23 protein-coding genes are annotated in these 20,865 nt (G+C 68.6%); 14 read left to right on the forward strand and 9 right to left on the reverse strand.

The genetic code is table 11. The annotated features are described in order from the left end of the window. The first annotated feature begins 105 nt into the window (after window positions 1-105). A complete protein-coding gene (locus ACFWF2_RS15635) occupies window positions 106-708 on the forward strand; it encodes a TetR family transcriptional regulator (protein ID WP_379308124.1) in 603 nt (200 codons plus the stop codon). 18 nt (window positions 709-726) lie between these two features. Here ACFWF2_RS15635 and ACFWF2_RS15640 read toward each other — a convergent pair whose 3' ends face one another. Together ACFWF2_RS15640 and ACFWF2_RS15645 are read right to left on the reverse strand one after the other, a co-directional pair. Then, window positions 727-1,341, reverse strand: a complete 615-nt coding sequence (locus tag ACFWF2_RS15640) for a cutinase family protein (RefSeq protein ID WP_379033812.1) — start codon at window positions 1,339-1,341, stop codon at window positions 727-729. Window positions 1,342-1,570: 229 nt separating this feature from the next. Continuing rightward, window positions 1,571-1,786: a hypothetical protein gene (locus tag ACFWF2_RS15645; RefSeq protein ID WP_379033814.1), complete on the reverse strand. Its 216-nt coding sequence runs from the start codon at window positions 1,784-1,786 to the stop codon at window positions 1,571-1,573. A 98-nt stretch (window positions 1,787-1,884) separates the two neighbouring features. Between ACFWF2_RS15645 and ACFWF2_RS15650 the strand changes: the two genes are divergently transcribed. Further along, on the forward strand, window positions 1,885-3,582 hold the full coding sequence (locus ACFWF2_RS15650; protein ID WP_379308125.1) for an FAD-binding dehydrogenase: 1,698 nt from the start codon (window positions 1,885-1,887) through the stop codon (window positions 3,580-3,582). A gap of 5 nt (window positions 3,583-3,587) precedes the next feature. Here ACFWF2_RS15650 and ACFWF2_RS15655 read toward each other — a convergent pair whose 3' ends face one another. The 3 genes from ACFWF2_RS15655 to ACFWF2_RS15665 all read right to left on the reverse strand — a co-directional run bounded on the left by ACFWF2_RS15655 (window position 3,588) and on the right by ACFWF2_RS15665 (window position 6,144). After that, entirely contained in the window at window positions 3,588-4,421 is an 834-nt protein-coding gene (locus tag ACFWF2_RS15655; protein ID WP_379308126.1) for an IclR family transcriptional regulator, read from the reverse strand. A gap of 136 nt (window positions 4,422-4,557) precedes the next feature. Next, window positions 4,558-5,514: a LysR substrate-binding domain-containing protein gene (locus tag ACFWF2_RS15660; protein ID WP_379308127.1), complete on the reverse strand. Its 957-nt coding sequence runs from the start codon at window positions 5,512-5,514 to the stop codon at window positions 4,558-4,560. A 36-nt stretch (window positions 5,515-5,550) separates the two neighbouring features. Further along, window positions 5,551-6,144, reverse strand: coding sequence for a YdcF family protein (locus ACFWF2_RS15665; protein WP_379308128.1), 594 nt, complete (start codon window positions 6,142-6,144; stop codon window positions 5,551-5,553). A gap of 108 nt (window positions 6,145-6,252) precedes the next feature. Here ACFWF2_RS15665 and ACFWF2_RS15670 point away from each other — a divergent pair, with 108 nt between their 5' ends. Continuing rightward, window positions 6,253-7,260: a YeiH family protein gene (locus ACFWF2_RS15670; RefSeq protein ID WP_379308129.1), complete on the forward strand. Its 1,008-nt coding sequence runs from the start codon at window positions 6,253-6,255 to the stop codon at window positions 7,258-7,260. Here ACFWF2_RS15670 and ACFWF2_RS15675 read toward each other — a convergent pair. Further along, on the reverse strand, window positions 7,244-8,113 hold the full coding sequence (locus ACFWF2_RS15675; protein WP_379308130.1) for a haloalkane dehalogenase: 870 nt from the start codon (window positions 8,111-8,113) through the stop codon (window positions 7,244-7,246). The two genes, ACFWF2_RS15670 and ACFWF2_RS15675, sit on opposite strands and share 17 nt — an antisense overlap. A 381-nt stretch (window positions 8,114-8,494) precedes the next feature. Here ACFWF2_RS15675 and ACFWF2_RS15680 point away from each other — a divergent pair, with 381 nt between their 5' ends. From ACFWF2_RS15680 to ACFWF2_RS15690, 3 genes are all read left to right on the forward strand, one after another. Further along, complete coding sequence (locus tag ACFWF2_RS15680) at window positions 8,495-8,650, forward strand: hypothetical protein (RefSeq protein ID WP_379308131.1); 156 nt, start codon at window positions 8,495-8,497, stop codon at window positions 8,648-8,650. Continuing rightward, window positions 8,647-9,432, forward strand: a complete 786-nt coding sequence (locus ACFWF2_RS15685) for an ABC transporter ATP-binding protein (protein WP_379308132.1) — start codon at window positions 8,647-8,649, stop codon at window positions 9,430-9,432. The genes ACFWF2_RS15680 and ACFWF2_RS15685 overlap by 4 nt, the downstream gene beginning before the upstream one ends. Window positions 9,433-9,496: 64 nt before the next feature. Continuing rightward, window positions 9,497-9,760, forward strand: a complete 264-nt coding sequence (locus tag ACFWF2_RS15690; RefSeq protein ID WP_379308133.1) for a hypothetical protein — start codon at window positions 9,497-9,499, stop codon at window positions 9,758-9,760. Between the two features lie 15 nt (window positions 9,761-9,775). Here ACFWF2_RS15690 and ACFWF2_RS15695 read toward each other — a convergent pair whose 3' ends face one another. Continuing rightward, window positions 9,776-10,270 (reverse strand): hypothetical protein, encoded by a 495-nt coding sequence (locus ACFWF2_RS15695; protein WP_379308134.1) that lies wholly within the window; start codon window positions 10,268-10,270, stop codon window positions 9,776-9,778. A gap of 129 nt (window positions 10,271-10,399) precedes the next feature. Here ACFWF2_RS15695 and ACFWF2_RS15700 point away from each other — a divergent pair, with 129 nt between their 5' ends. Further along, window positions 10,400-10,924 (forward strand): DinB family protein, encoded by a 525-nt coding sequence (locus tag ACFWF2_RS15700; RefSeq protein ID WP_379308135.1) that lies wholly within the window; start codon window positions 10,400-10,402, stop codon window positions 10,922-10,924. A 6-nt stretch (window positions 10,925-10,930) separates the two neighbouring features. Here ACFWF2_RS15700 and ACFWF2_RS15705 read toward each other — a convergent pair whose 3' ends face one another. Beyond that, the gene (locus tag ACFWF2_RS15705) at window positions 10,931-11,581 is read right to left on the reverse strand and encodes an HAD family hydrolase (RefSeq protein ID WP_379308136.1); all 651 of its coding nucleotides are present in this window, start codon (window positions 11,579-11,581) and stop codon (window positions 10,931-10,933) included. 192 nt (window positions 11,582-11,773) lie between these two features. Between ACFWF2_RS15705 and ACFWF2_RS15710 the strand changes: the two genes are divergently transcribed. The 6 genes from ACFWF2_RS15710 to ACFWF2_RS15735 all read left to right on the forward strand — a co-directional run bounded on the left by ACFWF2_RS15710 (window position 11,774) and on the right by ACFWF2_RS15735 (window position 16,710). Continuing rightward, window positions 11,774-12,448 (forward strand): PaaI family thioesterase, encoded by a 675-nt coding sequence (locus ACFWF2_RS15710; protein WP_379308137.1) that lies wholly within the window; start codon window positions 11,774-11,776, stop codon window positions 12,446-12,448. A gap of 198 nt (window positions 12,449-12,646) precedes the next feature. After that, window positions 12,647-13,423, forward strand: coding sequence for a GntR family transcriptional regulator (locus ACFWF2_RS15715; protein WP_379308138.1), 777 nt, complete (start codon window positions 12,647-12,649; stop codon window positions 13,421-13,423). Then, window positions 13,424-13,651 carry a ferredoxin family protein gene (locus ACFWF2_RS15720; protein WP_019046727.1) on the forward strand — a complete coding sequence of 76 codons (228 nt, stop codon included), beginning with the start codon at window positions 13,424-13,426 and terminating at the stop codon, window positions 13,649-13,651. Between the two features lie 16 nt (window positions 13,652-13,667). Beyond that, complete coding sequence (locus ACFWF2_RS15725) at window positions 13,668-15,098, forward strand: ABC transporter substrate-binding protein (protein ID WP_379308139.1); 1,431 nt, start codon at window positions 13,668-13,670, stop codon at window positions 15,096-15,098. Continuing rightward, window positions 15,095-15,970, forward strand: a complete 876-nt coding sequence (locus tag ACFWF2_RS15730) for an ABC transporter permease (protein WP_379308140.1) — start codon at window positions 15,095-15,097, stop codon at window positions 15,968-15,970. The genes ACFWF2_RS15725 and ACFWF2_RS15730 overlap by 4 nt, the downstream gene beginning before the upstream one ends. Then, window positions 15,967-16,710 carry an ABC transporter ATP-binding protein gene (locus tag ACFWF2_RS15735; protein WP_379308141.1) on the forward strand — a complete coding sequence of 248 codons (744 nt, stop codon included), beginning with the start codon at window positions 15,967-15,969 and terminating at the stop codon, window positions 16,708-16,710. Before ACFWF2_RS15730 ends, ACFWF2_RS15735 begins: the two co-directional genes overlap by 4 nt. On the opposite strand, the gene ACFWF2_RS15740 is transcribed toward ACFWF2_RS15735, so the two are convergent. Continuing rightward, window positions 16,711-17,931 carry an RNA-guided endonuclease InsQ/TnpB family protein gene (locus tag ACFWF2_RS15740; protein ID WP_379308142.1) on the reverse strand — a complete coding sequence of 407 codons (1,221 nt, stop codon included), beginning with the start codon at window positions 17,929-17,931 and terminating at the stop codon, window positions 16,711-16,713. A 104-nt stretch (window positions 17,932-18,035) separates the two neighbouring features. On the opposite strand from ACFWF2_RS15740, the gene ACFWF2_RS15745 reads away from it, so the two are divergent. Then, window positions 18,036-20,771: a fumarate reductase/succinate dehydrogenase flavoprotein subunit gene (locus tag ACFWF2_RS15745; RefSeq protein ID WP_379308143.1), complete on the forward strand. Its 2,736-nt coding sequence runs from the start codon at window positions 18,036-18,038 to the stop codon at window positions 20,769-20,771. The last annotated feature ends 94 nt before the right edge of the window (window positions 20,772-20,865 follow it).

A 20,865-nucleotide genomic window follows, 5' to 3' on the forward strand; every position in this document is an offset into this window, starting at 1 on the left:
TTGCCGTGTTCGTTTACAACATAGCGCGATGTGTTCTCAGTGAATACACTATTCGAGAGAATGTCAATGATGAAGCAGAATCGATAGCACATGTACGATGGTCGGGTGGTCGAATCGCCGAACTTCCAAGCCGAGATGCGTCAGCTGTTGCGCGACCGCATGCTCGATGCCGCCCGCACGATGGTCGTCACCGAGGGGTGGGGCGCGGTCAACATGTCGCGCGTGGCCAAGGAGGTCGGCATCAGCAGGCCCGTGCTCTACAAGGAGATCGGCACCAAGCAGGCGCTCGCGGACGCGCTGATCGAGCGTGAGCTCGGCGTCTACCTGGCCGGGATCGCCGAGATGCTGGCCGAGCATCCGGCGGACATGATCGCGGGCATGACCGCCGCCGCGGACTACGCCCTGCGCAACGCGGGCGACAACACCCTGATCAAGGCTGTGCTCGCGGCCCGCGGCGAGGGCGACACCGCCCTGCTGCCCGCCCTGATGAGCGAACCGGAACCGGTTCTCGGCCGCGCGGTCGCCGCGCTGACCGGCACCGTGCGCGAGCTCCACCTGCTCGCGGAATTGTCCGACGAGGAACTCACCTCGGTCGTCGAAATCATGGTCCGGCTGACCCTGAGCCATCTGTTCCAGCCGACCGGCAGTGTGGACCGCGCGGTGGCGCAGATCGGGCGCGTCCTGTCCGGCGTACTGCCCGCCGCCTGACGACGGCGGGCAGCGGGCTCACAGCCGACCGTTCACCTGCCCGGCCGCGTTCGCGAACGCCCAGCCGTAGGCGCCGTGCGCGGTCGGGAAGATACCGCCCGCGCACACCGGATCGCCTGCGGTGCAATAGTTCGCGGTGCGGTCGGCGTACAACGGCGCCACCGTGGCGCCGACGAGCCGCAGCGGGTCGCCGAACAGCAGGACCGCGACGACCCGGTCGGACATCCAGGGCGGCAGCACGTACATTCCCGGCAGGAGCATCATCGCCGGCGAGCCGAGGACGCCGTGGGTCACCGCCGCGCCCTGCGAGTAGCCGACGAGCACGAACCGCTGGTCGGGGCACGCGGCGGCCTGCGCGAGCAGGTGGCCGGTCATCGCCCTTGTACCGTCGGAGACCGAGGAGGGCACCAGCAGGTCCGCCGGGTACTCGACCCGGTGGGCGGAGGTGTCGACCGGTAGCTGCGCGCTGAGGACCGCGTAGAGCGGGTCGCCCACGACCGAGCCCAGATAGCCGGGTTCGTTTGTGCCGCGGGCGACTACGACATCGAGCGTGGCGCAACTGTTCGCCCACGCTGTCAGCCCGGGGGACATCGCTGTCCCGATTCCCACGGCCAGTAGCAACACCGACAGCACTCGCGCTGTATGTCCTGCGACGTTCCGAATTACCTTTCGATAGGTCATGGCATCCACCCACTCACGCCGTTGTGAGAATAAAGAAAGAGCGATCACCGTCCACCGCAACGGTATTCGGCGTGCTCAAGGGTGGAATACCCGCTGACCTGCATCGACTCGACCTGAACTCGGCATCTCTTGCGCCACGTTCAGGTCTCGGATCGCCTGCGGCACAAGGCCGCCGACGCGATCAGTGCTTCTTGGGCTTCTTCTTCGTCTTGGGCTTGTCGTGGTCGGGCTCCCATTCGTAGCCGGCGACGCCGCGCTCGCAGTAGGAGTTCTCGACCAGGACGTCGCCCTGGTCACGTTCACACCAGCGCTCGCTACGCGAGCAGGAGGTGGCGCCCAGACCGGCGGCGACCGCGAGTACGAGCACGGCGGCACCGGTGCGGGTTCGGACGTTCATGGCTTCCCCAAGTCTCTCTCGAAATGAAACACCGCTGGTCAGGGCGTTTTCCAACACTTACCCCCGGCCAGCGACGCACCAATGCTACGTTCCGTAGCATGCCGAGCACTGTGCCAGAACACACCGACGATTTCATCCCCGACGCGATTGTCGTCGGAGCCGGCCTGGCCGGCCTGGTCGCCACCCATGAACTGGTGCTGGCCGGACGCAAGGTCCTGGTGGTCGACCAGGAGAACCGCGCCAATCTCGGCGGGCAGGCGTTCTGGTCGCTGGGCGGCCTGTTCTTCGTAGACAGCCCTGAGCAGCGCAGGCTCGGCATCAAGGACTCCTACGAACTGGCACTGCAGGATTGGCTCGGTTCGGCGGGTTTCGACCGCGAGGACGAGGACCGGATGGCACGTCAGTGGGCGCAGGCCTACGTCCGGTTCGCGACCGAGGAGAAGCGGGACTACCTGCACGCCTTGGGCTTACGCGTCACTCCCCTGGTCGGCTGGGCCGAACGTGGCGGCGGGCTCGCCGACGGGCACGGCAACTCGGTGCCCCGGTTCCACCTCACCTGGGGCACCGGACCCGAGGTGGTCCGGGTCTTCCTCGAACCCGTCCTGGCCGGTGAGGCCCGCGGGCTGGTGCGCTTCGCGTTTCGGCATCGCGTCGACGAGCTGATCGTGGCCGACGGCGCCGTCACCGGGATCAGCGGCAGCGTCCTCGCGCCGAGCGACACCGAACGCGGCGTCGCCTCCAGCCGGGATATGGTGGGCGAGTTCACCTTCCACGCGCCGTCGGTCCTGGTGAGTTCGGGCGGCATCGGGCACGCGCACGAGCTGATCCGCCGCAACTGGCCCACCGAACGCCTCGGCCCCTGCCCGGAGACGATGATCTCGGGCGTACCGGCCTATGTCGACGGCCGGATGCTCGGCATCTCCGAGCAGGCGGGCGCCGCGCTCGTGAACCGCGACCGGATGTGGCACTACACCGAGGGCATCAACAACTGGGATCCGATCTGGCCCGATCATGCCATCCGGATCATTCCGGGTCCGTCGTCGCTGTGGTTCGACGCGAACGGAACTCGCATGCCCGCACCGTGTTTCCCTGGTTTCGACACCAACGAGACCATGCGCCGGATCCTGTCGACCGGGTACGACTACTCCTGGTTCGTGCTGAACCAGACGATCATCGAGAAGGAGTTCGCGCTGTCGGGGTCGGAGCAGAATCCCGACATCACCGGCAAGGATCTCAAACTCACGTTGCGCAGCCGGGTCGCCAAGGGCGCGCCGGGCCCGGTGGAGGCGTTCAAGCAGCACGGCGTTGACTTCGTCGTCGCCGATTCGCTCGTCGACCTCGTGGACGGCATGAACAAGATCGCCCGCGGCCCCCAGCTGGACGCGGCCGAGCTGGAACGCCAGATCGTGGCCAGGGACCGCGAAGTCACCAATCCCTACACCAAGGACGCGCAGCTCGCCGCGATCACCAACGCGCGCAAGTACTTCGGCGACAAGGCGGGCCGGGTCGTCAAACCGCATCGCATTCTCGACCCCGCTCAGGGCCCGCTCATCGCGGTGCGGCTCAACATCCTGACCCGCAAAACGCTGGGTGGCTTGCAGACCGACCTCGACTCGCAGGTGCTGCGCCCCGACGGCTCGGCCTTCCCCGGTCTCTTCGCGGCCGGCGAGGTCGCGGGCTTCGGCGGTGGCGGTGTGCACGGCTACAACGCGCTGGAGGGCACGTTCCTCGGCGGCTGCATCTTCTCCGGCCGCGCGGCGGGCCGGGCGATGGCGAAGCACCGCGCGGCAGACTGAGTGGTCTAGAGGGGGCGGCCGTGCCGGGGTGCCAGGGCGCGTGCCGCCTCCTTGGCGACCTCGGCCAGCGCCCGCGCCAGCCTGGCGGTGTCGAGGGCGCTGCGGTCGCCGTTCACCGTGCCAGACAGGGAGATAGCGGCGATCGCGACGCCACGTCCGCGGATCGGCACCGCCACGCAGCCGACGCCGGGCATCGATTCCTCGGTGTCGACGGCGACGCCCTGCCGGTTGCGGATGCGGGCGAGCTCGCGGTGCAGTTCGGCGCGATCGACGATCGTGCGGGCCGTGCGCGGGGTGGGGTTGCCACGCAGCGAGCCTTCGGCGATGCCCGGTTCGAGGGTGGCCAGCAAGGCTTTGCCGAGTGCGGTGCAGTGCGCGGGCAGTCGGCCGCCGACACGGGTCGGGATGGCGACCTGGCTGCGTCCGCCCGCGCGGTCAAGGAACAGCACCTCACGCCCGTCGAGGACGGCGAGGTGGCCGATCAGGCCGGTGCGCTGGCTGAGGTCGTAGAGCAGCGGCCCGACGACCTCGCGCAGTTCGTTGTGCTCGGCGGCCAGCCCGCCCAGCTCGAGCACACGCAGGCCGAGGCGGTAGCCGCCGGGAGTGTGCGCGAGCCAGCGCAACCGGATCATCTGGTCGAGGATGCGGTGCACGGTCGAGCGCGGCAGCCCGGTGCGTTCGGCCAGGCCGAGCAGGGTGAGGGTGGGGGTGGTCGAATCGAACGCGTCGAGGATCAGCGTCATCCGCTCGATCATCGACGTCGGCGGAGCTCCGGCGGCCCGACCCGATCCGGTCCACAGGTCCTCCGGCGCCGGCTCGGTCACGATCTCGACCGTCATTGATCCAACCTCCACAGTGCGTAGCGGATACAGACTAGAGCCGTCTGCTCCGCTTATGCACCATTTCGCTGGACCATCCGGTTCACCAGGCGATTCCGTGACCCCGTCACATGCTGCCGAACAGCGTCCGCCTCGGCTACGCCGGTTCCTGGCTCGACGACGGGCGCCGGGTCCGCGATCGGGCGTTCTCGAGCTGCGCTGCCCGTTCGACGAGCAGTTCGGCCGGCCCCGATGGCGGGGTGTTGCGGCGCCAGATGGCGCGGAATTTGCGGGTCAGCCGGGCAGCGTCGGCGGACGGGACTGCGACCAGGGCGCCGGTGGCGAGGTCGGGTGCCGCGATCAAGCGGCTCAAGACGGCAGGCGCCATGCCGGTTCTGGCCGCGGCGACGATCGCCGCGGCCGATCCCAGTTCCGCGGCCGGTCCGGTGGGTGTCGCGGCGGTGCTGAGCAGGTCCCAGACGGTGTCGCGGGTGCCGGAGCCGGGTTCGCGCCACAGCAGTGCGGTACGTGCCAGTTCCGCCAGGGCGACCGGCGTCGTGCGGCGGGCCCACGGGTGGTCCGGCGCCACGACGACGACCAGGTCGTCGGTGCCGAGTACCCGGCTGCCGAGGCCGGCGGGCGGATGCGGGCCCTCGACGAAACCGAGGTCGGCCACACCATCGCGGACGAGGGCGGCGACCTGGGTCGAATTCTCCACTTCGAGGGAGATCAGGACCTCGGGATGGTCGGTGCGCAGCGCGGCCAGCCAGTGTGGAATGCGGTGGTCGGCAATCGTTTTCGAGGCGGCGATGCGCAGGCGCGGGGCCTGGGCGGCGCGCAGGCGGTCGACGTCGTCGACGAGATCGCGCACGGCCGCGAGGACGGTGCGCGCGCGGTCGACGACGGCGCGGCCCGCGTCGGTCAGCTCGGAGCCGGTCGGCCCCCGGTCGAGCAGTTTCACCCGCATCCGGCGTTCCAGCGCGCTGATCCGCATGCTCGCCGCGGGCTGGCTGATGCCATGTCTGCGGGCGGCGGCGCCCAGGCTGCCCAGTTCGGACACCGATACGAGGAGGTCGAGCACCTCCAGATCGGGGGCTCCGGGTGGCAGCGTCATGCGCCGATTATGAGTGACCGGTGCTTCCGCACCGCATCAGGCGTCATCGGAGCGGAGTCGGTGACGCAGATTCTTCACCACGCCGTAGAGGGCGACGACCGGTTTCAGCGGCATCCATTCGCCGAATCGGTATTCCCGTCCCGGAACGAGGCGCACGGCCAGTTCCGGGCTCTGTTCCGCGAGATAGTCGCGGCCGGTCGCGGCGTGGGTGGGCAGTGAGACGATCTTGATCCGGTCGACGTCCTTCAGATACGGGATCGCGAAAGCGATGTTCTCCCAGGTGGATCGGCTCGAATCCTCGAGCACGAGTTCCCCGCGGTACCCGCGCGCTTGTGTCGCGTACTCCGCCATCAGTGTGGCCTCCGGTACCGGGCCCGCACATGCTGCCCCGCACACTACGAGGCGGGTCTCGGTCGCACCCGGATCGATGGAACGCAGACCGGCACGGACACGCCACCGATTCATGGCATTGGCGCGTTCCCCCGTGTTGCGATAGCCGAGGACAACGACCGCCTCGGACCCGGCGCGCGCGGGCCCGACGCCCCACCGGGACGCGCGCCAGTTCGCCCATTCACCCCACAGCATCAGACCGATACCGGCGGCGATCGTCAGCCGGGTTCGTTTCCGCACCCCTCCAGGAAAGCACACCCACCGAACCCAGATCCCATAAGCCAGCATTATGGGCTCCTCCGAAACCGGCGTCTACCTCCTATTCTTCGGCGCAGCGAAGGTGGTGGAGTGAATCGCGTACGTACCTTCGCTCCCGGTCTGGCCCTCGCCGCACTCGTGGCTACCGTGGCGACGCCGGTCGGCAAGGCACTGCCGATGATCGGTGCTCCCGTGCTGGCGCTGGGCGCTGGCGCTGCCGCCGGGATGGTGCTGCGGCGGCAGGAGGCGACCGACGAGCTGTTCGGTCCGGGGCTCGAGGTCGCCCGGCAGCGGCTACTCGGGCTGGCGATCGTGCTGCTCGGGCTCGGGCTGCCGCTGGGGTCGGTGCTGAACGTGGGACGGGAGACGGCGCTCGTGCTGATCGGGACGCTCGTCGTCGGCGCGGTGGCGGCGTTCTGTGTCGGCCGGATGCTGGCGGTCGACCGGGAATCGGCGACGCTGGTGGCCGTGGGGACGACGATCTGCGGCGCGTCCGCGATCGCGGCGGCCACCGCGGTACTGCGCCCGGACAAACAGCGGGTCGCCTACGCGCTCGGCACCATCTTCGTCTTCAATGTCACTGCCGTGCTGGTGTATCCACCGCTCGGCCGCGCGCTCGGCCTGTCGCAGGAAGCGTTCGGCCTGTGGGCCGGAACCGCGATCAACGACACCTCCTCGGTGCTGGCGGCGGGCGTCGTCTTCGGCGCGAGTGCGGCGCATTTCGCGGTGATCGTGAAGCTGGTGCGCAGCCTGGCCATCATTCCGCTGTGCCTGGGCCTGCACGTCGGCCGTCGACACCTCGTCGAGGAGGGCGGCGCACCCGCGGGTTCACTGCGCCAGGCCTTCCCCCTGTTCGTCGTCCTGTTCCTGGCCGCCTCGATCGTCGCCGGTCTCGGCATCCTGCCCACCGCGCTGACCACGCCGTTGGCTACGACCAGTAGCTGGCTTATCGCCGCGGTCCTGGCCGCCACCGGCACCTCGCTCAGCATCGAGCGCCTCCGCAGCGCGGGTATCCGGCCCTTGGTCCTCGGTGGCACGCTCGGCCTGACCCTCGGTATCGCCAGCCTGGGTCTGATGTACCTCACCGGCTGGTGCTGAACCGCTTCGTGATCGCCGCGGTGATCGCGTCCGGTTCGTGTTCCTGAATGAAATGGCCCGCCCGTGGCAGCTCGACTACGTCGACATCGGTGAAGGTGGTACGCATGCGCGGGAGATAGGCCTTCGGACGGAACGCCATATCCCTCATGCCCCACACCAGCAGGGTCGGCTTGTCGCCGAGCAGGGCCGGCACGTCTCGGGCGAGTCGGTCCAGCAGCGGACGTGCGGCGCGAATTTCCTTGGGCGTCGCGGCGAGTCCGCACCGGGCTTCCGCGCTGGGCTGTACCGCGCGGTAGTGGTCGGCCTCGGTCTCGGTGAGCTTGCGGCCCAGTTCTGCCAGCAGGACGCGCTCGACGAGGAAATTCTGTTCGAGAATCCGCCGCTGCATCGGCCTGCTGCTCATGATCGCGCTGAACGCCGTGTTGGCCAGAGCTTCCATCGGCCAGAACACGGTGTTGCCCAGCACGATCCCCCGCACCCGATCAGCGCGAGTGGTGGCCGCGCCAAGGCCGATGGGTCCGCCCCAGTCGTGGCCCATCACGACGAAGTCGTCGAGCTCGAGGTGGTCGATCAGCTCGCCGAGGACCGCGGTGTGCTCGGCGACGGTGTAGCCGTAGCCGGCGGGGCGTTCGGACAATCCGAATCCCGGATTGTCGACGGCGATACACCGGTACCGGTCCCGTAGGTTCCGCACGATGTGGCGGTAGACGAAGCTCCACGACGGAGCACCGTGACAGAACAGGATCGGCGGTCCGGTCCCCTCGTCGATATAGTGCACCCGGCCTGCGGACGAGTCGAACCACCGGGACTCGAACGGGTACAGGTTCCTGTCGGGAACAAAGTCGATCTGCATGGTGTCTCCCTCCCGGTGTGAGACTACAGGGGCGCACCCGGGCCTGCGGTAAGCCCCGCTGAGGCCGGTTCGGGCTGAGTTCTGTTCCGCCCGAGTGTATTTCGTAGATGAGGGTCGAGTGGGGCGACGCCACAATGTCGCCCCACTCATGGCCTACGTTCGCGCGTTGACCGCGTTCATCACCGCATCCAGCGAGGCCGCGATCACCGACGTGCTCCGGCCGAAGGCCCAGCCGGTACGGCCGTCCGACCGGTATCCAGGTAGCTCACATTCGCGCGTCGCCGTCGAGCACGATCTCGGTGGTGCTGCCGGTGATCTGCCACCGCGCCGGCACGATGCGCGGTTCGGTCGCCGTGTAGGCCTGTTCGAACAGCGTGGACAATGATCGACATGCTCGCGCTGCGACCCGTCGCGTCGGAACAGGCCGACCACGACGCGCACGAACAGCTCGCCCAGGCCGTCGCCGACCGGAACCCCACGGCGGCAGCCGAATTCAGCCGCGCCCACCTGTCCGCGTTGAAGGAGGCTTTCGCATGACCGGCGTCCCGGTGATCGAACTCGACGAGGTGACCTTCCGCCGCGACGGCAAGAAGATCATCGACGGCATCTCGCTGACCGTGCGGGCGGGCGAGCACTGGGCGTTGCTCGGCCCCAACGGCGCGGGCAAGAGCACCCTGCTCGGTTTCTGCGGCGCGGTCACCTTCCCCACCACCGGCACCGTGCGGGTACTCGGCGAACAGTTCGGCCGGGTGGAGCTGGCACGGCTGCGCCGCTCGATCGGGCACGTCAACCCGAGGCATCCGCTGCGCTCTGCGCTCACCGTGCGCGAGGTCGTCCTGACCGGCGTCACCGGCACGATAGACACCCCGATGCGCTGGTCCCCCACCGCAGGCGACCTGGCACGGGCCGACGCGATCATCGATACCCTCGGCCTGTCCGGCAAAGCCGGGGAAGTCTGGCCGACCCTGTCGCAGGGCGAACGCGGCCGCACCCTGATCGCCCGCGCCCTCATCAGCGGCCCCCGCGTCCTGCTCCTGGACGAACCGTCCACCGGCCTCGATCTGGCGGCCCGCGAGCAACTGCTCACCACCATCGACACACTCGACCAGACCCACCCCGAGGTGGCATCGATCCTGGTCACCCACCATCTCGAGGAACTACCGACCAGCACCACCCATGCCCTGCTCATCGCCGACGGCCACACCGTCGCCGCAGGTCCGGCCCCGGACGTCATCACCACCGACCACGTCTCCACCGCCTTCGACCACCCCATCGACGTGCGCTACGACGACGGCCGCTGGAGCGCCAGGGCACGCTGACACTCACCATTGGGCGGGTTACGATCGCGAAGCATCACGTTGTCGGCACGGACAGGAGGATGTCATGAGAATCGTTCACCGGATCGTCGCCACCGCGGGTGTCGCCGCGGCCTTGACTCTGGCCACTACGGGGATCGCCGCCGCTCAGGAGGACGAAACACCGAAGTCGCCCCTCGTGGAATTCATCGAGTCGTGGCCACCGGCACCGCAGGGCTGCGACCGTATCTGGGACCCGATCGAAAACGTCGTCGAGGACTTCGTCCCTGAGCCCGCCAAGGCGGCGTTCGACGCCTTCGACGATTGGTGCGAGGGCGCGGAAGACGTCTGACCCGCTGGGTCAGGTTCAGGCGGATCCGAGCGGGTCATCTCCGAAATCCAGGTCGGCGCCGAGTAATTCGTCCGCGCGGGCCAGTGCGCGGTCGAGTTCGTCGGTGACCGAGTCCATGATCGAGATGCCGTCGAGCATCTCGGACAGTTCGGCGCGCAGGGCGTCGAGTTCGGCGATGGCGGGGTCGACGGTGGTCCAGGCGACGGTGTGACGCCACCAGTGGTCCCGCTGGATCCAGGACCAGACGATGTCGCGAACCAACCGTGCGTCGGTGGTGAAGAGCTGGCGGTGGTCGGCGCCGTCGACGTGCTCGAGTTCGTAGGTGCCGTCGCCGAGAAGGCGGGCCTGGATGTGCTCTGCCTCGGTGCGGGTCAGCAGCAGAAACGGGTGGTCGGGCGCCGGATCGGTGGCATCGGTGCCGGGATGCGCCGGGTCGACGGCGCGTGGCGCGCCGGTGCCGTCGCCGAGGTGGACGACGACCTCCGGCGAATCGTCACGGTAAGCACCCATCGGGCCAGTGTGCCGGATCGAGGGCGGGCCAGGACAGTGGTACCGATGAATCGGCATCGGTGGCCGGGTTCACCAGCGGCTGAGGAAAACGACCTGCGGGCCGGCGCGGTGCGGAGTACCGTCGCGCCGGTGACGTGGACAGCACCCGAACTCACGCCGACGCGGACCCTCGTCGGGGCGGCGGAACGCCCGATGCTGCAGTCCTGGTTGGACTTTCACCGCCAGACCCTCCTCGGCAAATGCGGCGGTCTCGACGCCGAGCAGCTCGCGACCCGGTCGGTGCCACCGTCGACGCTCTCGCTGCTCGGGCTGATCCGCCACCTCACCGAGGTCGAGCGCGGGTGGTTCCGGGTGTCGGCGGCGGGTGAATCGGTCGAGCCGGTCTACGGGTCGGTGACCGAGCCCGACGCCGATTTCGACGACCTCGCCTCGTTACCCGCCGAGGACGTCTTCGCCGCGTTCCACGCCGAGATCGCCGCCTGCGACGCGGCCGTCGCCGAACTGGCGCTCGACCATGTTTTTCTGGTCCCGTGGCGTTCCGACGACTACACCCTGCGCTGGGCGTATCTGCACATGATCGAGGAGTACGCCAGGCACAACGGCCACGCCGACCTGTTGCGGGAACGGATCGACGGCGTCACCGGCAGCTTCTGACCCAGGTCAGCCGGTGACCACCTCGGGGGTCAGCTGGTCGAGATCGTCGATCACCACAGCGGCCAGCGCCAGCGCGTCGGGTGTCGGCGGGAACTCCGGACGAGGGCCGGCGATCAGGCGCATGCCCGCCGAGTGCGCGGAGATCAACCCGTTGGTCGAATCCTCCACGGCGGTACAGTCCTTCGGATCGACGCCGAGGCGCTGGGCGACGGTGAGATACACGTCGGGCGCCGGCTTGCCCCTGCCGATCTCCTCGGTCGACAGGATCGCCGAGAAGTACTCCAGCAGACCGGATTTCGCGAGCACCAGGTCGATCAGGGTACGCGGCGAGGAACTGGCCAGGCCGAGTTTCCATTGACCGGCGCACCGCTGCACCGCCTCGACAGCGCCCGGCAGCAACGGCACGTGGTGCGCGTACGTGTCGGCCATCAGGTCGATGACCTTGGTCGAGATGTCGTCGAGCGGCATGGCGACGCCGAGGTCGTCACTCATGTAGGCGGCCCACTCGGTGGTGGTCATGCCCATCATCTTGCGCTGCGAATCCGGTTGCCACCGGCCGCCTTTGCGGTCGACGTAGTCGTGCCTGACCTGTTCCCAGATGGGTTCGGAATCGATCAGCACGCCGTCCATGTCGAACACTACCGCCGCAATACCCATGCGCTCAGCCTTTCGCCGTTCCTCCGCCGGGCACCACGCGGGCGCGCCGGCCCTTCCGGTACGTACAGACCTGCTCGGTGATCGGCACCCAGCCTAATAGAGGCGGGCCCGCGGCGATGAGCCGTGTCACGAGCGCGCCGAAGTGGGACACCGGACGCGAACTTCCAGCTCGGCAGCGATAACGTGTTGCATATGGACGATACACAGGTCGGCGCTTCGCTGCCGGACGCAGAGCACCACGAAGGCGGGTTCCGGCCGGTCGCCGAGCTGATCCAGCAGCGCAGGGAAGCGAAACTGGGCCACACGATCGGTGGCCCGCACTACGGGGAACTGATCGAACAGGTGCGCGAGCTGATGGACCGCGTGCGCCTGATCAACCCGTCCGACGAACTGGCCAAGGACGCGATCTCGACGCTCGAGCAGCTCAACGCCCGCCTCGACGCGGCGGTCGTGGACGAATGGTCGGCACCGAGCTGGACTCGTACCGACCTGCCCTCGCGCGGCAACATCACGCTGCCGCCGTACACGGTGGACAGCGCCGAGGTCGACGGTGTCACCGCCAAGCTGACCTTCCGCACCTTCCACCTCGGCGGCAACAGCGCGGCGCACGGCGGCCAGATCGGCGTCGCCTTCGACGACATTCTCGGCATGACCGCCGCGGTACACACCAAGGCCGTCACCCGCACCGCGTCACTGACCATCGACTACCGCTCGATCACCCCGCTCAACCGGGAGCTGACGATCCGCGCGTGGGTCGAGCGCACCGACGGGCGCAAGGTGTACCTGCGGGCGACGATGCACGACGGCGAGCGCCTGTGCGCGGAGGCGAACGGGCTGTTCATCCTCCTCAAGCCCGGTCAGCCCTGATCTCCTCCGGTCACCGGGCGACATTGCGATCGACGTGATCCGAATGTCGCCCGGACCGGCCGGGGTGGCGTAATACCCCCGCGGGGCGCGATCGTCGCAGGTCCCGGCGACAGCCACCCGGCGGAGAAACATCCCCTGAATTCGAGCCCGTTTCACGCCGGGCTCCGGCCCGCATAACGGCCGCTATCGTCGCTGTTCATGCAGGTCAGCGAGAAAACGGCAGCCGCGGAGCCCACCCCGATTCGAGGCCAGCGCGCCGATCGGGCGCGCCGGGTGGCCGACATCCTGCGCCACCAGATCCTGGCGGGCGCGGTCGAGGGCGCGCTGCCCGGCGAGCAGGAGCTCGCCGCCGAGCACGACACCTCCCGCAATACCGTCCGTGAGGCGCTGGCGCTGCTGCGCGACGAAGGCCTCATCGATCGCGCGCCGAAGGTCGGCACCCGCGTCGCCGCCCGCAAGTACGACCACGGCCTGGATGCGCTGCTCGGCTTGCAGGAGACGCTCAAGGAGCACGGCACCGTCCGCAACGAGGTGCGCGCGGCCACCCACATCACCGCTCCCCCGGCCGTCGCGCGCAGGCTCGGACTGGCGCCCGGCGACCGCGTGGTCTACATCGAGCGGCTGCGTTTCCTCGCCGACCTGCCGCTGAGCCTCGATCTCACCTATCTCGCACCCGATGTCGGCGCCGCCGTGCTGGCCAACGATCTCGAGACCACGGACGTGTTCGTCCTGCTCGAGCAGGTCACCGGACAGTCCCTCGGCGCTGCCGAACTCGCCCTCGAAGCGGTAGCGGCCGATCCGCACACCGCCACGACCCTCGACACACCGGCGGGCGCTCCGCTGCTGATGCTCGAGCGCCTCACTCACCTCGACGACGGCCGACCCGTCGACCTCGAGTACATCCGCATGCGCGGTGACCGCATCACCATGCGCGGCAGCCTCACCCGCACCGCACCCGAATGGAAGGTCCTGTAGATGGCACTGGTCCCCCAGCGTGCCGACGTCCCCGTGACGATCGACGAATCGCTGTGCATCACCGGCTGCACCCTGTGCGTCGATATGTGTCCGCTCGATTCCCTTGCCATCCACGAGGATTCGGGCAAGGCCTACATGCATGTCGACGAGTGCTGGTACTGCGGGCCGTGCGCGGCCCGCTGCCCCACCGGCGCCGTCACCGTCAATATGCCCTATCTGCTCCGCTGAACCCGGGAATCCACGCATGAAGATCACTCGTCTCGTCCCCGCCGTGCTCGCTCTCGCGCTCGTCGCGGCGGGCTGCTCCCTCGAAAACTCCGATGCCGCACCGGCGGGCACCGTCAAGGTCGTCGTCGGCTATCAGTCCAAGACCATCAACACCGTCACCGCGGGCACGCTGCTCAGGGCGCAAGGCTACCTGGAGCAGCGGCTGCAGCGGATCACCGACGCGGGCGGCGCCAAGTACCAGGTGGAGTGGCAGGACTACGACACCGGCGCGCCCATCACCGCGCAGATGGTGGCCGAGAAGATCGATATCGGGTCGATGGGCGATTACCCGTTGCTCATCAACGGTTCCCGGACCCAGGCCAACGAACGCGCGCGCACCGAACTGGTGTCGATCACCGGCTACAACCCCAAGGGCGCGCTGAACATGGTTGTCGTGCCGAATGATTCACCGGCGCGGACACTCACCGATCTCGCCGGGCAGAAGATCTCGGCCAGTGTGGGTTCGGCGGGGCACGGCACGCTGGTGCAGGCGCTGAGCCGGGCGGGCATCGACCCGGCCAAGGGCGTGGAAGTGCTGAATCAGCAACCACAGGTGGGGGCGACGGCACTGGAATCGCATCAGGTGAGCGCGTTGTCGCAGTTCGTGGCGTGGCCGGGGCTGCTGGTGCAGCAGAACAAGGCCAAGCTGCTCTACGACGGCGCCGAGCTGAATGTGCCGACCTTCCACGGTGTGGTGGCGCGCCGCGCCTACGCGTCCGAGCATCCCGAAGTGCTGCAGGCCTTCCTGGCCGCGCAGCTGGACGCGACCGCGTTTCTCAACGAGAAGCCGTTCGAGGCAGCTGATCTCGTGGCCAAGGGGTCTGGTCTGCCGCAGGAGGTCGTGTATCTCTACAACGGCCCCGGCGGTACGAGTTTCGACACCACGCTCAAGGCGAACCTGATCGCCGCGTTCAAAGACGATGTGGCCTATCTGAAGTCGATCGGTGACTTCGCGGATCTCGATATCGACGCGTTCGTCCAGGACGGTCCGCTGCGCGAGGCCTTCGCCGAGACCGGTCGTGGCGACTACGACTCCGCGCTGGCATCGCGGGTCAATCCGAGCAAGGTCACCGGGACCGATCCGATCTGCGCTGTGCCGGTGAACGATCCGGCGCTGGCCGGTGAGGTCTGGGTCGACGGCGCCGACAAGCCGCAGCCCGCCGCGAACCCCGGCTGCCTGTTGCGGGCGGCGCAGGCGGCCAAGGCGCAGGGCAAGACGATTCGCGCGGCCTACGTCCCCGATGCCGAGCTGGGTACCCGCTGGTTCGCCGACAAGGCGATCTGGCTGCGCGAGGGCTCGCAGTATCTGCCGTTCACCACGCAGGCCGCGGCCGACCGCTACCGTGCCACCCATCCCACCGCCGCTCCGGTCTCCTACGAGCAGGCCGTGACGGAAGTCCGCGGATGAGCACGGTGTCCGTAGCGGCCGCAGCGCAGGACGAGACTGCCTCCACCACAACAGTTCTCGCTGTAGAGGACGTGGATGCCGACAGCGTGCCCGGGAGGTCGGTGTGGGTGTCCCGGGTGATCCGGGTCGCGTCGGTGGCGGTGGCCATCGGCCTGTGGCAGCTGCTCACCGCCAGTGACGTGCGGGCCGGGCTGCGGTTCGACACCCTGCCCACCGTGACCGAGATCGTCGCCGAGTTCGGCGAGCATCTGGGGACCGGCCAGTACTACCTGGATGTGGCGCAGTCGCTGATCCGGATCGTCACCGGGTTCGGGCTGGCCGCGGTGATCGGCGTGCTGGCGGGCATCGGTCTCGGCCGGTCGCGGCTGCTGGCCGACGTGTTCGGTCCACTCGCCGAGCTGATCCGCCCGATTCCGGCGATCGCGCTGGTGCCGGTGGCGATCCTGCTGTTCCCCAGCGACGAGTCCGGGATCGTGTTCATCACTTTCACCGCGTCGCTGTTCCCCGTGCTGGTGAGCACCCGGCACGCGACCCGGGCACTGCCGACCATCTGGGAGGACGCCGTGCGCACTCTGGGCGCCACCCGGCGCGAAGTTCTGACCAGGGTCGTGGTCCCCGGCATCCTGCCCGGCGTCTTCAGCGGCCTGTCGGTGGGTATGGGCGTGGCCTGGATCTGCCTCATCTCCGCCGAGATGATCTCCGGGCGACTCGGGATCGGCTACCGCACCTGGCAGTCCTACACGATCGTCGACTACCCGGCCGTGTTCGTCGGGATGATCACCATCGGCGTCCTCGGCTTCCTCACCTCCGGAATCGTCGAACTGGCAGGCCGCAGGGTCACCCGCTGGCTGCCGAGAGAGGTCGCGTCATGACCACGACCACCGCCGCGCCCACCGTCTCGGCAGGCATGCGCTTGAGCCTGGAGTCGGTGCGGATCAGCTACGGCGCCAAGACCGTGGTGCGCGACCTCGACCTCGAGATCGCGCCCGGTGAGATCCTGGTCCTGGTCGGCAAATCCGGCTGCGGCAAGTCGACGCTGCTGCGGGCGATCGCCGGGCTGCGGCACCCGAGCAGCGGTGTCATCCGCGCCGACGACGACACCGTGGCCGGACCGTCGGCCGATCGGGCGCTGGTGTTCCAGGACGACGCGCTGCTGCCGTGGCGGACCGCCCGCGCCAATGTCGAGCTCGCGCTGCGCCTTCGGGGCGTGCCGCGCGGTGAGCGGGCGGCCCGGTCTCAGCGCTGGCTCGACGAGGTCGGGCTCACCGGGTACGCCGACTATCTGCCGCGTGACCTGTCCGGCGGTATGCGCCAGCGGGTGCAGCTCGCCCGCAGCCTGGCCGGTTCGCCGCGCGCGGTCCTGATGGACGAGCCGTTCGGCGCGCTCGACAGCCAGACTCGCGCGGAGATGCAGCGCCTGCTCGTCGACACGTGGCGCGCGCACCCGACCACGATCGTTTTCGTCACCCACGACCTCGACGAAGCGCTGCTGCTCGGCGACCGGATCGCCGTCCTCGGCGACGGTGCGCTGCGCGCGGTCGTCGAGGTGCCCGACCCGCGCGAGCCGGTGGACCGGCAGGCGCTACGGGACCGAATCCTGGAGTCACTTTGACTACTCGCTGCCCTGACAGGCAAGGATTCCCGAGCTCACGCCCGGGAGTTCCTGTTTCACAGGCGATTGCCGACGGGATACCCCATGCGGTCTGACATCGCCTCCACAGGCGTTTCGCGTCTCCGCCAGCCCAGCGGCGACAAGAATGTTCTTCGCGGCATTGAGGTCCCGGTCGTGCCGGGCGCCGCAGCCCGGACACGTCCACCGACGTGTCTCGAGACTGAGCTGAGCGAGCAGATACCCGCACGCATTACAGGTCTTCGAACTCGGAAGCCAGCGGTCGACGACCACCAGCTGACGTCCGGCGCGTTCGGCCTTGTATTCGAGCATCGAACGGAACTCCGACCAGCCGAGTTCACTGATCGACTTCGCCAACCGTCGGTTACGCACCATGCCGGACACATTCAAGTCCTCGACCGCGATCATGTCGAATCTCGCCACCAGATCAGCAGACTTCTTGTGCAGGAAGTCCCGGCGAGCATCACGAACACGAGCATGCCTACGTGCCACCTTGACCCGTTGCCGGGCACGGTTGGCCGACCCCTTCACCATTCTGGACAGGCGGCGTTGATGACGTCGCAGGCCGCGTTGGTAGCGGGCCATGTGCCTGGGGTTGGCGATCCGTTCCCCATTGGACAAGACCGCGAACTCCTTGATCCCCAGATCGACCCCAACACTGTCTCCGGTGACCGGCGTGGAAGCCGGACTGGGCTCATCGACTGCAAAGGTGACGAACCAGCGGCCGTCGGGTTCACGAGACACAATCACCATCGACGGTTCCAGAACAGCGAGGTCGACATGCGGCCAGGACCACACGATCCTGAGGGGCGCGGCCGTTTTCGCGAGCCAGAGCGCGCCGTCCTTGATACGGAACGCCGACCGGGTGAAATGCGCAGACTGGCGACCGTGCCGGTTCTTGAAACGCGGGTATCGAACCACGCCCTTGAAGAACGCCGTGAACGCCGAATGCTGATGCCGCAGTGTCTGTTGCAGCGGAACCGCGGACACCTCCGACAGGAACGCCAGCTCCTCAGTCTTCTTCCACCCCGTCAGAGCGGCGTCGGTCTCGAAGTAGGAGGTCGGCTTTCGTTCGATGGCGTAGCGGCGCTGCCGTTCAGCGAGGGTCTTATTCCACACCAGGCGCACACAACCGAAGGTGCGACGCAGCAGCGCCGCTTGCTCAGTGTCCGGGTAGGCCCGGACCTTGTACGCGGTCCGCACCCTCATCGTTATACAGGAGGCACAACCATGTGTGAAAACCGTCGGCCCTTGACGTACGCCATCCCTCACCGTCGTCAGCAACAGCGCTTCCAGGGGGTCCTCCGGTGAACATTCCCGACCTGTCCGACCGCGTCCGGCTCGACTGCGACGTGCTCGTCATCGGCGGCGGCACCGCGGGCACCATGGCCGCGCTCACCGCCGCGGAGTCCGGCGCGAACGTGCTGCTGCTGGAGAAGGCGCACGTCCGCCATTCCGGTGCGCTGGCCATGGGTATGGACGGTGTGAACAATGCCGTCATCCCGGGCAAGGCCGAGCCGGAGGACTACGTCGCCGAGATCACCCGCGCCAACGACGGCATCGTCGACCAGCGCACCGTGTACCAGACGGCGACACGGGGTTTCGCGATGGTGCAGCGGCTCGAACGCTACGGCGTGAAGTTCGAGAAGGACGAGTACGGCGAGTACGCGGTGCGCCGGGTGCACCGGTCGGGGTCGTATGTGCTGCCGATGCCCGAGGGCAAGGATGTGAAGAAGGCGCTGTATCGCGTGCTGCGCCAACGCACGATGCGCGAGAAGATCCAGATCGAGAACCGGCTGATGCCGGTGCGGGTACTCACCGAGAACGGGCGCGCCGTCGGTGCGGCCGCCTTGAATACACGCACCGGCGAATTCGTCGAGGTCGGCGCGAAGGCGGTGATCCTGGCGACGGGTCCGTGCGGCCGGCTCGGGCTGCCCGCCTCGGGCTATCTCTACGGCACCTACGAGAACCCCACCAACGCCGGTGACGGGTACGCCATGGCGTATCACGCCGGTGCGGAGCTGTCCGGGATCGAGTGCTTCCAGATCAATCCGCTGATCAAGGACTACAACGGTCCGGCGTGCGCCTATGTCGCGAATCCGTTCGGTGGCTACCAGGTCAATGCCGAGGGCGAACGCTTCGTCGACTCCGACTATTGGTCGGGGCAGATGATGGCGGAGGTGAAGCAGGAGATCGAATCCGCGCGCGGGCCCATCTATCTCAAGGTCTCGCACCTGCCGGACGAGACGCTGTCCACCCTCGAATCGATCCTGCACACCACCGAGCGGCCCACTCGCGGCACATTCCACGCCAACCGCGGCCACGACTACCGCAGCCACGACATCGAGATGCACATCTCCGAGATCGGTTTGTGCGGTGGGCATTCCGCGTCCGGCGTGTGGGTGGACGAGAACGCCCGCACCACGGTCCCTGGACTGTATGCCGCCGGTGATCTGGCGTGTGTGCCGCACAACTACATGATCGGCGCGTTCGTGTACGGCGATCTGGCGGGCGCGCACGCGGCATCCACACTGACCGAGGTGGCGGCGCCTGCCGAGCTGCCCGCCGACCAGCTCGCCGCCGCGCACGAACTGATCTACCGTCCCCTGCGCCAGCCGGAGGGTCCGCCGCAGCCGCAGGTCGAATACAAGCTGCGGCGTTTCGTGAACGACTATGTGGCGCCGCCGAAGACCGCGGCCAAGCTGTCGATCGCGGTGGAGACCTTCGAGCGGATGCGCGGTGAGGTGGAAGGGATCGGTGCGCGGACACCGCACGAGTTGATGCGAGCGGCGGAGGTCTCGTTCATCCGCGACTGCGCGGAGATGGCGGCGCGCAGCTCACTGACCCGCACGGAATCCCGGTGGGGGCTCTATCACGACCGGGCCGATCTGCCCGAGCGCGACGACGAGTCGTGGAACTTCCACCTGAACCTGCGCAAGACCGCCACAGGTGAGATGGAATTCGTGAAGCGGTCGGTGGCGCCGTATCTGGTGCCGGTGCCCGGCCTGGACGATGTGCCATCGGCCGAGCCGATCGTCGAGGTGATCGCGCAGCCCGAGCTGGTCGGGACCCGGGCGCCGCAGCACGACGCGCCGGTGCGCAGTCAGCCGGTGGCGGCCTCACCCTCCTCACCTCGGCTGGTCACCCTGCTCGCCCTGGATTCGCCTGCCGTCGAGGATATTTCGAGCTATCTCACCGATCCGGATCCGGTCGTGCGGGTGGCGGCGCTGTCGGTACTCACCGAGAACACACCCGACGGGTTCGCCGGCGAACTGGTGCGCGCGCTCGGTGACGAGGCCGCCTCGGTACGGCGGGCCGCGACCGAGAGCCTGCGGGAGCTGGTAGAGGTGCTGCCGGGCGCGGGTGCGCTGGCCGGGCACCTCGGTTCCCCGGATCCGCTCGTCCGGGCGACCGTCGTCGACCTGCTACGAGCACTGCGGGCCGGGTCGGCCGTGGAATACCGTGCGGCACTGAGCGATGCCGATCATCGGGTCCGGATCGAGGCGGTGCGTGCGCTCGTGTCGCTCGACGACGCCGCGGCGGTGGCCTCCATCGCCGGTGACGTGAATCGGGAGGTGCGGATCGCTGTCGCCCAGGGTCTCGCGTCGATCGGCGCGGGTGGGGTCGAGGTGGTGCGGGTGCTCGCCGGCGATGCCGATCCGCTGGTGCGGGCCGCCGCGCTCACCGCCTACGCCGCGCTGGGTACCGGCGCCGAGGATGTCGCGGAACTGGCTGCGGCGCTGCGCCATTCGGCCTGGCAGGTGCGGGTGGGCGCGGCACGCGGCCTGGCCGGAGCCTCGCCGGAATCGGCGGTGCCACCGCTGACCGAAGCCCTGGCCGACCGGCATCTCGACGTCCGCAAGGCCGCTGTGCTCGCGCTGGCGACCTGGCCGGGCGACGACCCCGCCGTGGACGCCTTGGAGACCGCGATCGCCGACCCGGACGCCGATGTCCGCGCGTACGCCAGGCGTGCTGTCGTCGCGGCAGGGCGCACACCGCGCGACCCGTCCCGCGCCACCGTGCTGACCGAAGCACACGCGTGACCGGCACCGCATCGGGACCGTGCCGCAGCACCGCTGCGGCCCGGGCCCCCCCCAGAGGGGCAAAACACCACCCGCCCCCGGGGGACAAAGCAGG

It is taken from the genome of Nocardia sp. NPDC060259, from assembly GCF_042728775.1.
Lineage (GTDB): Bacteria > Actinomycetota > Actinomycetes > Mycobacteriales > Mycobacteriaceae > Nocardia.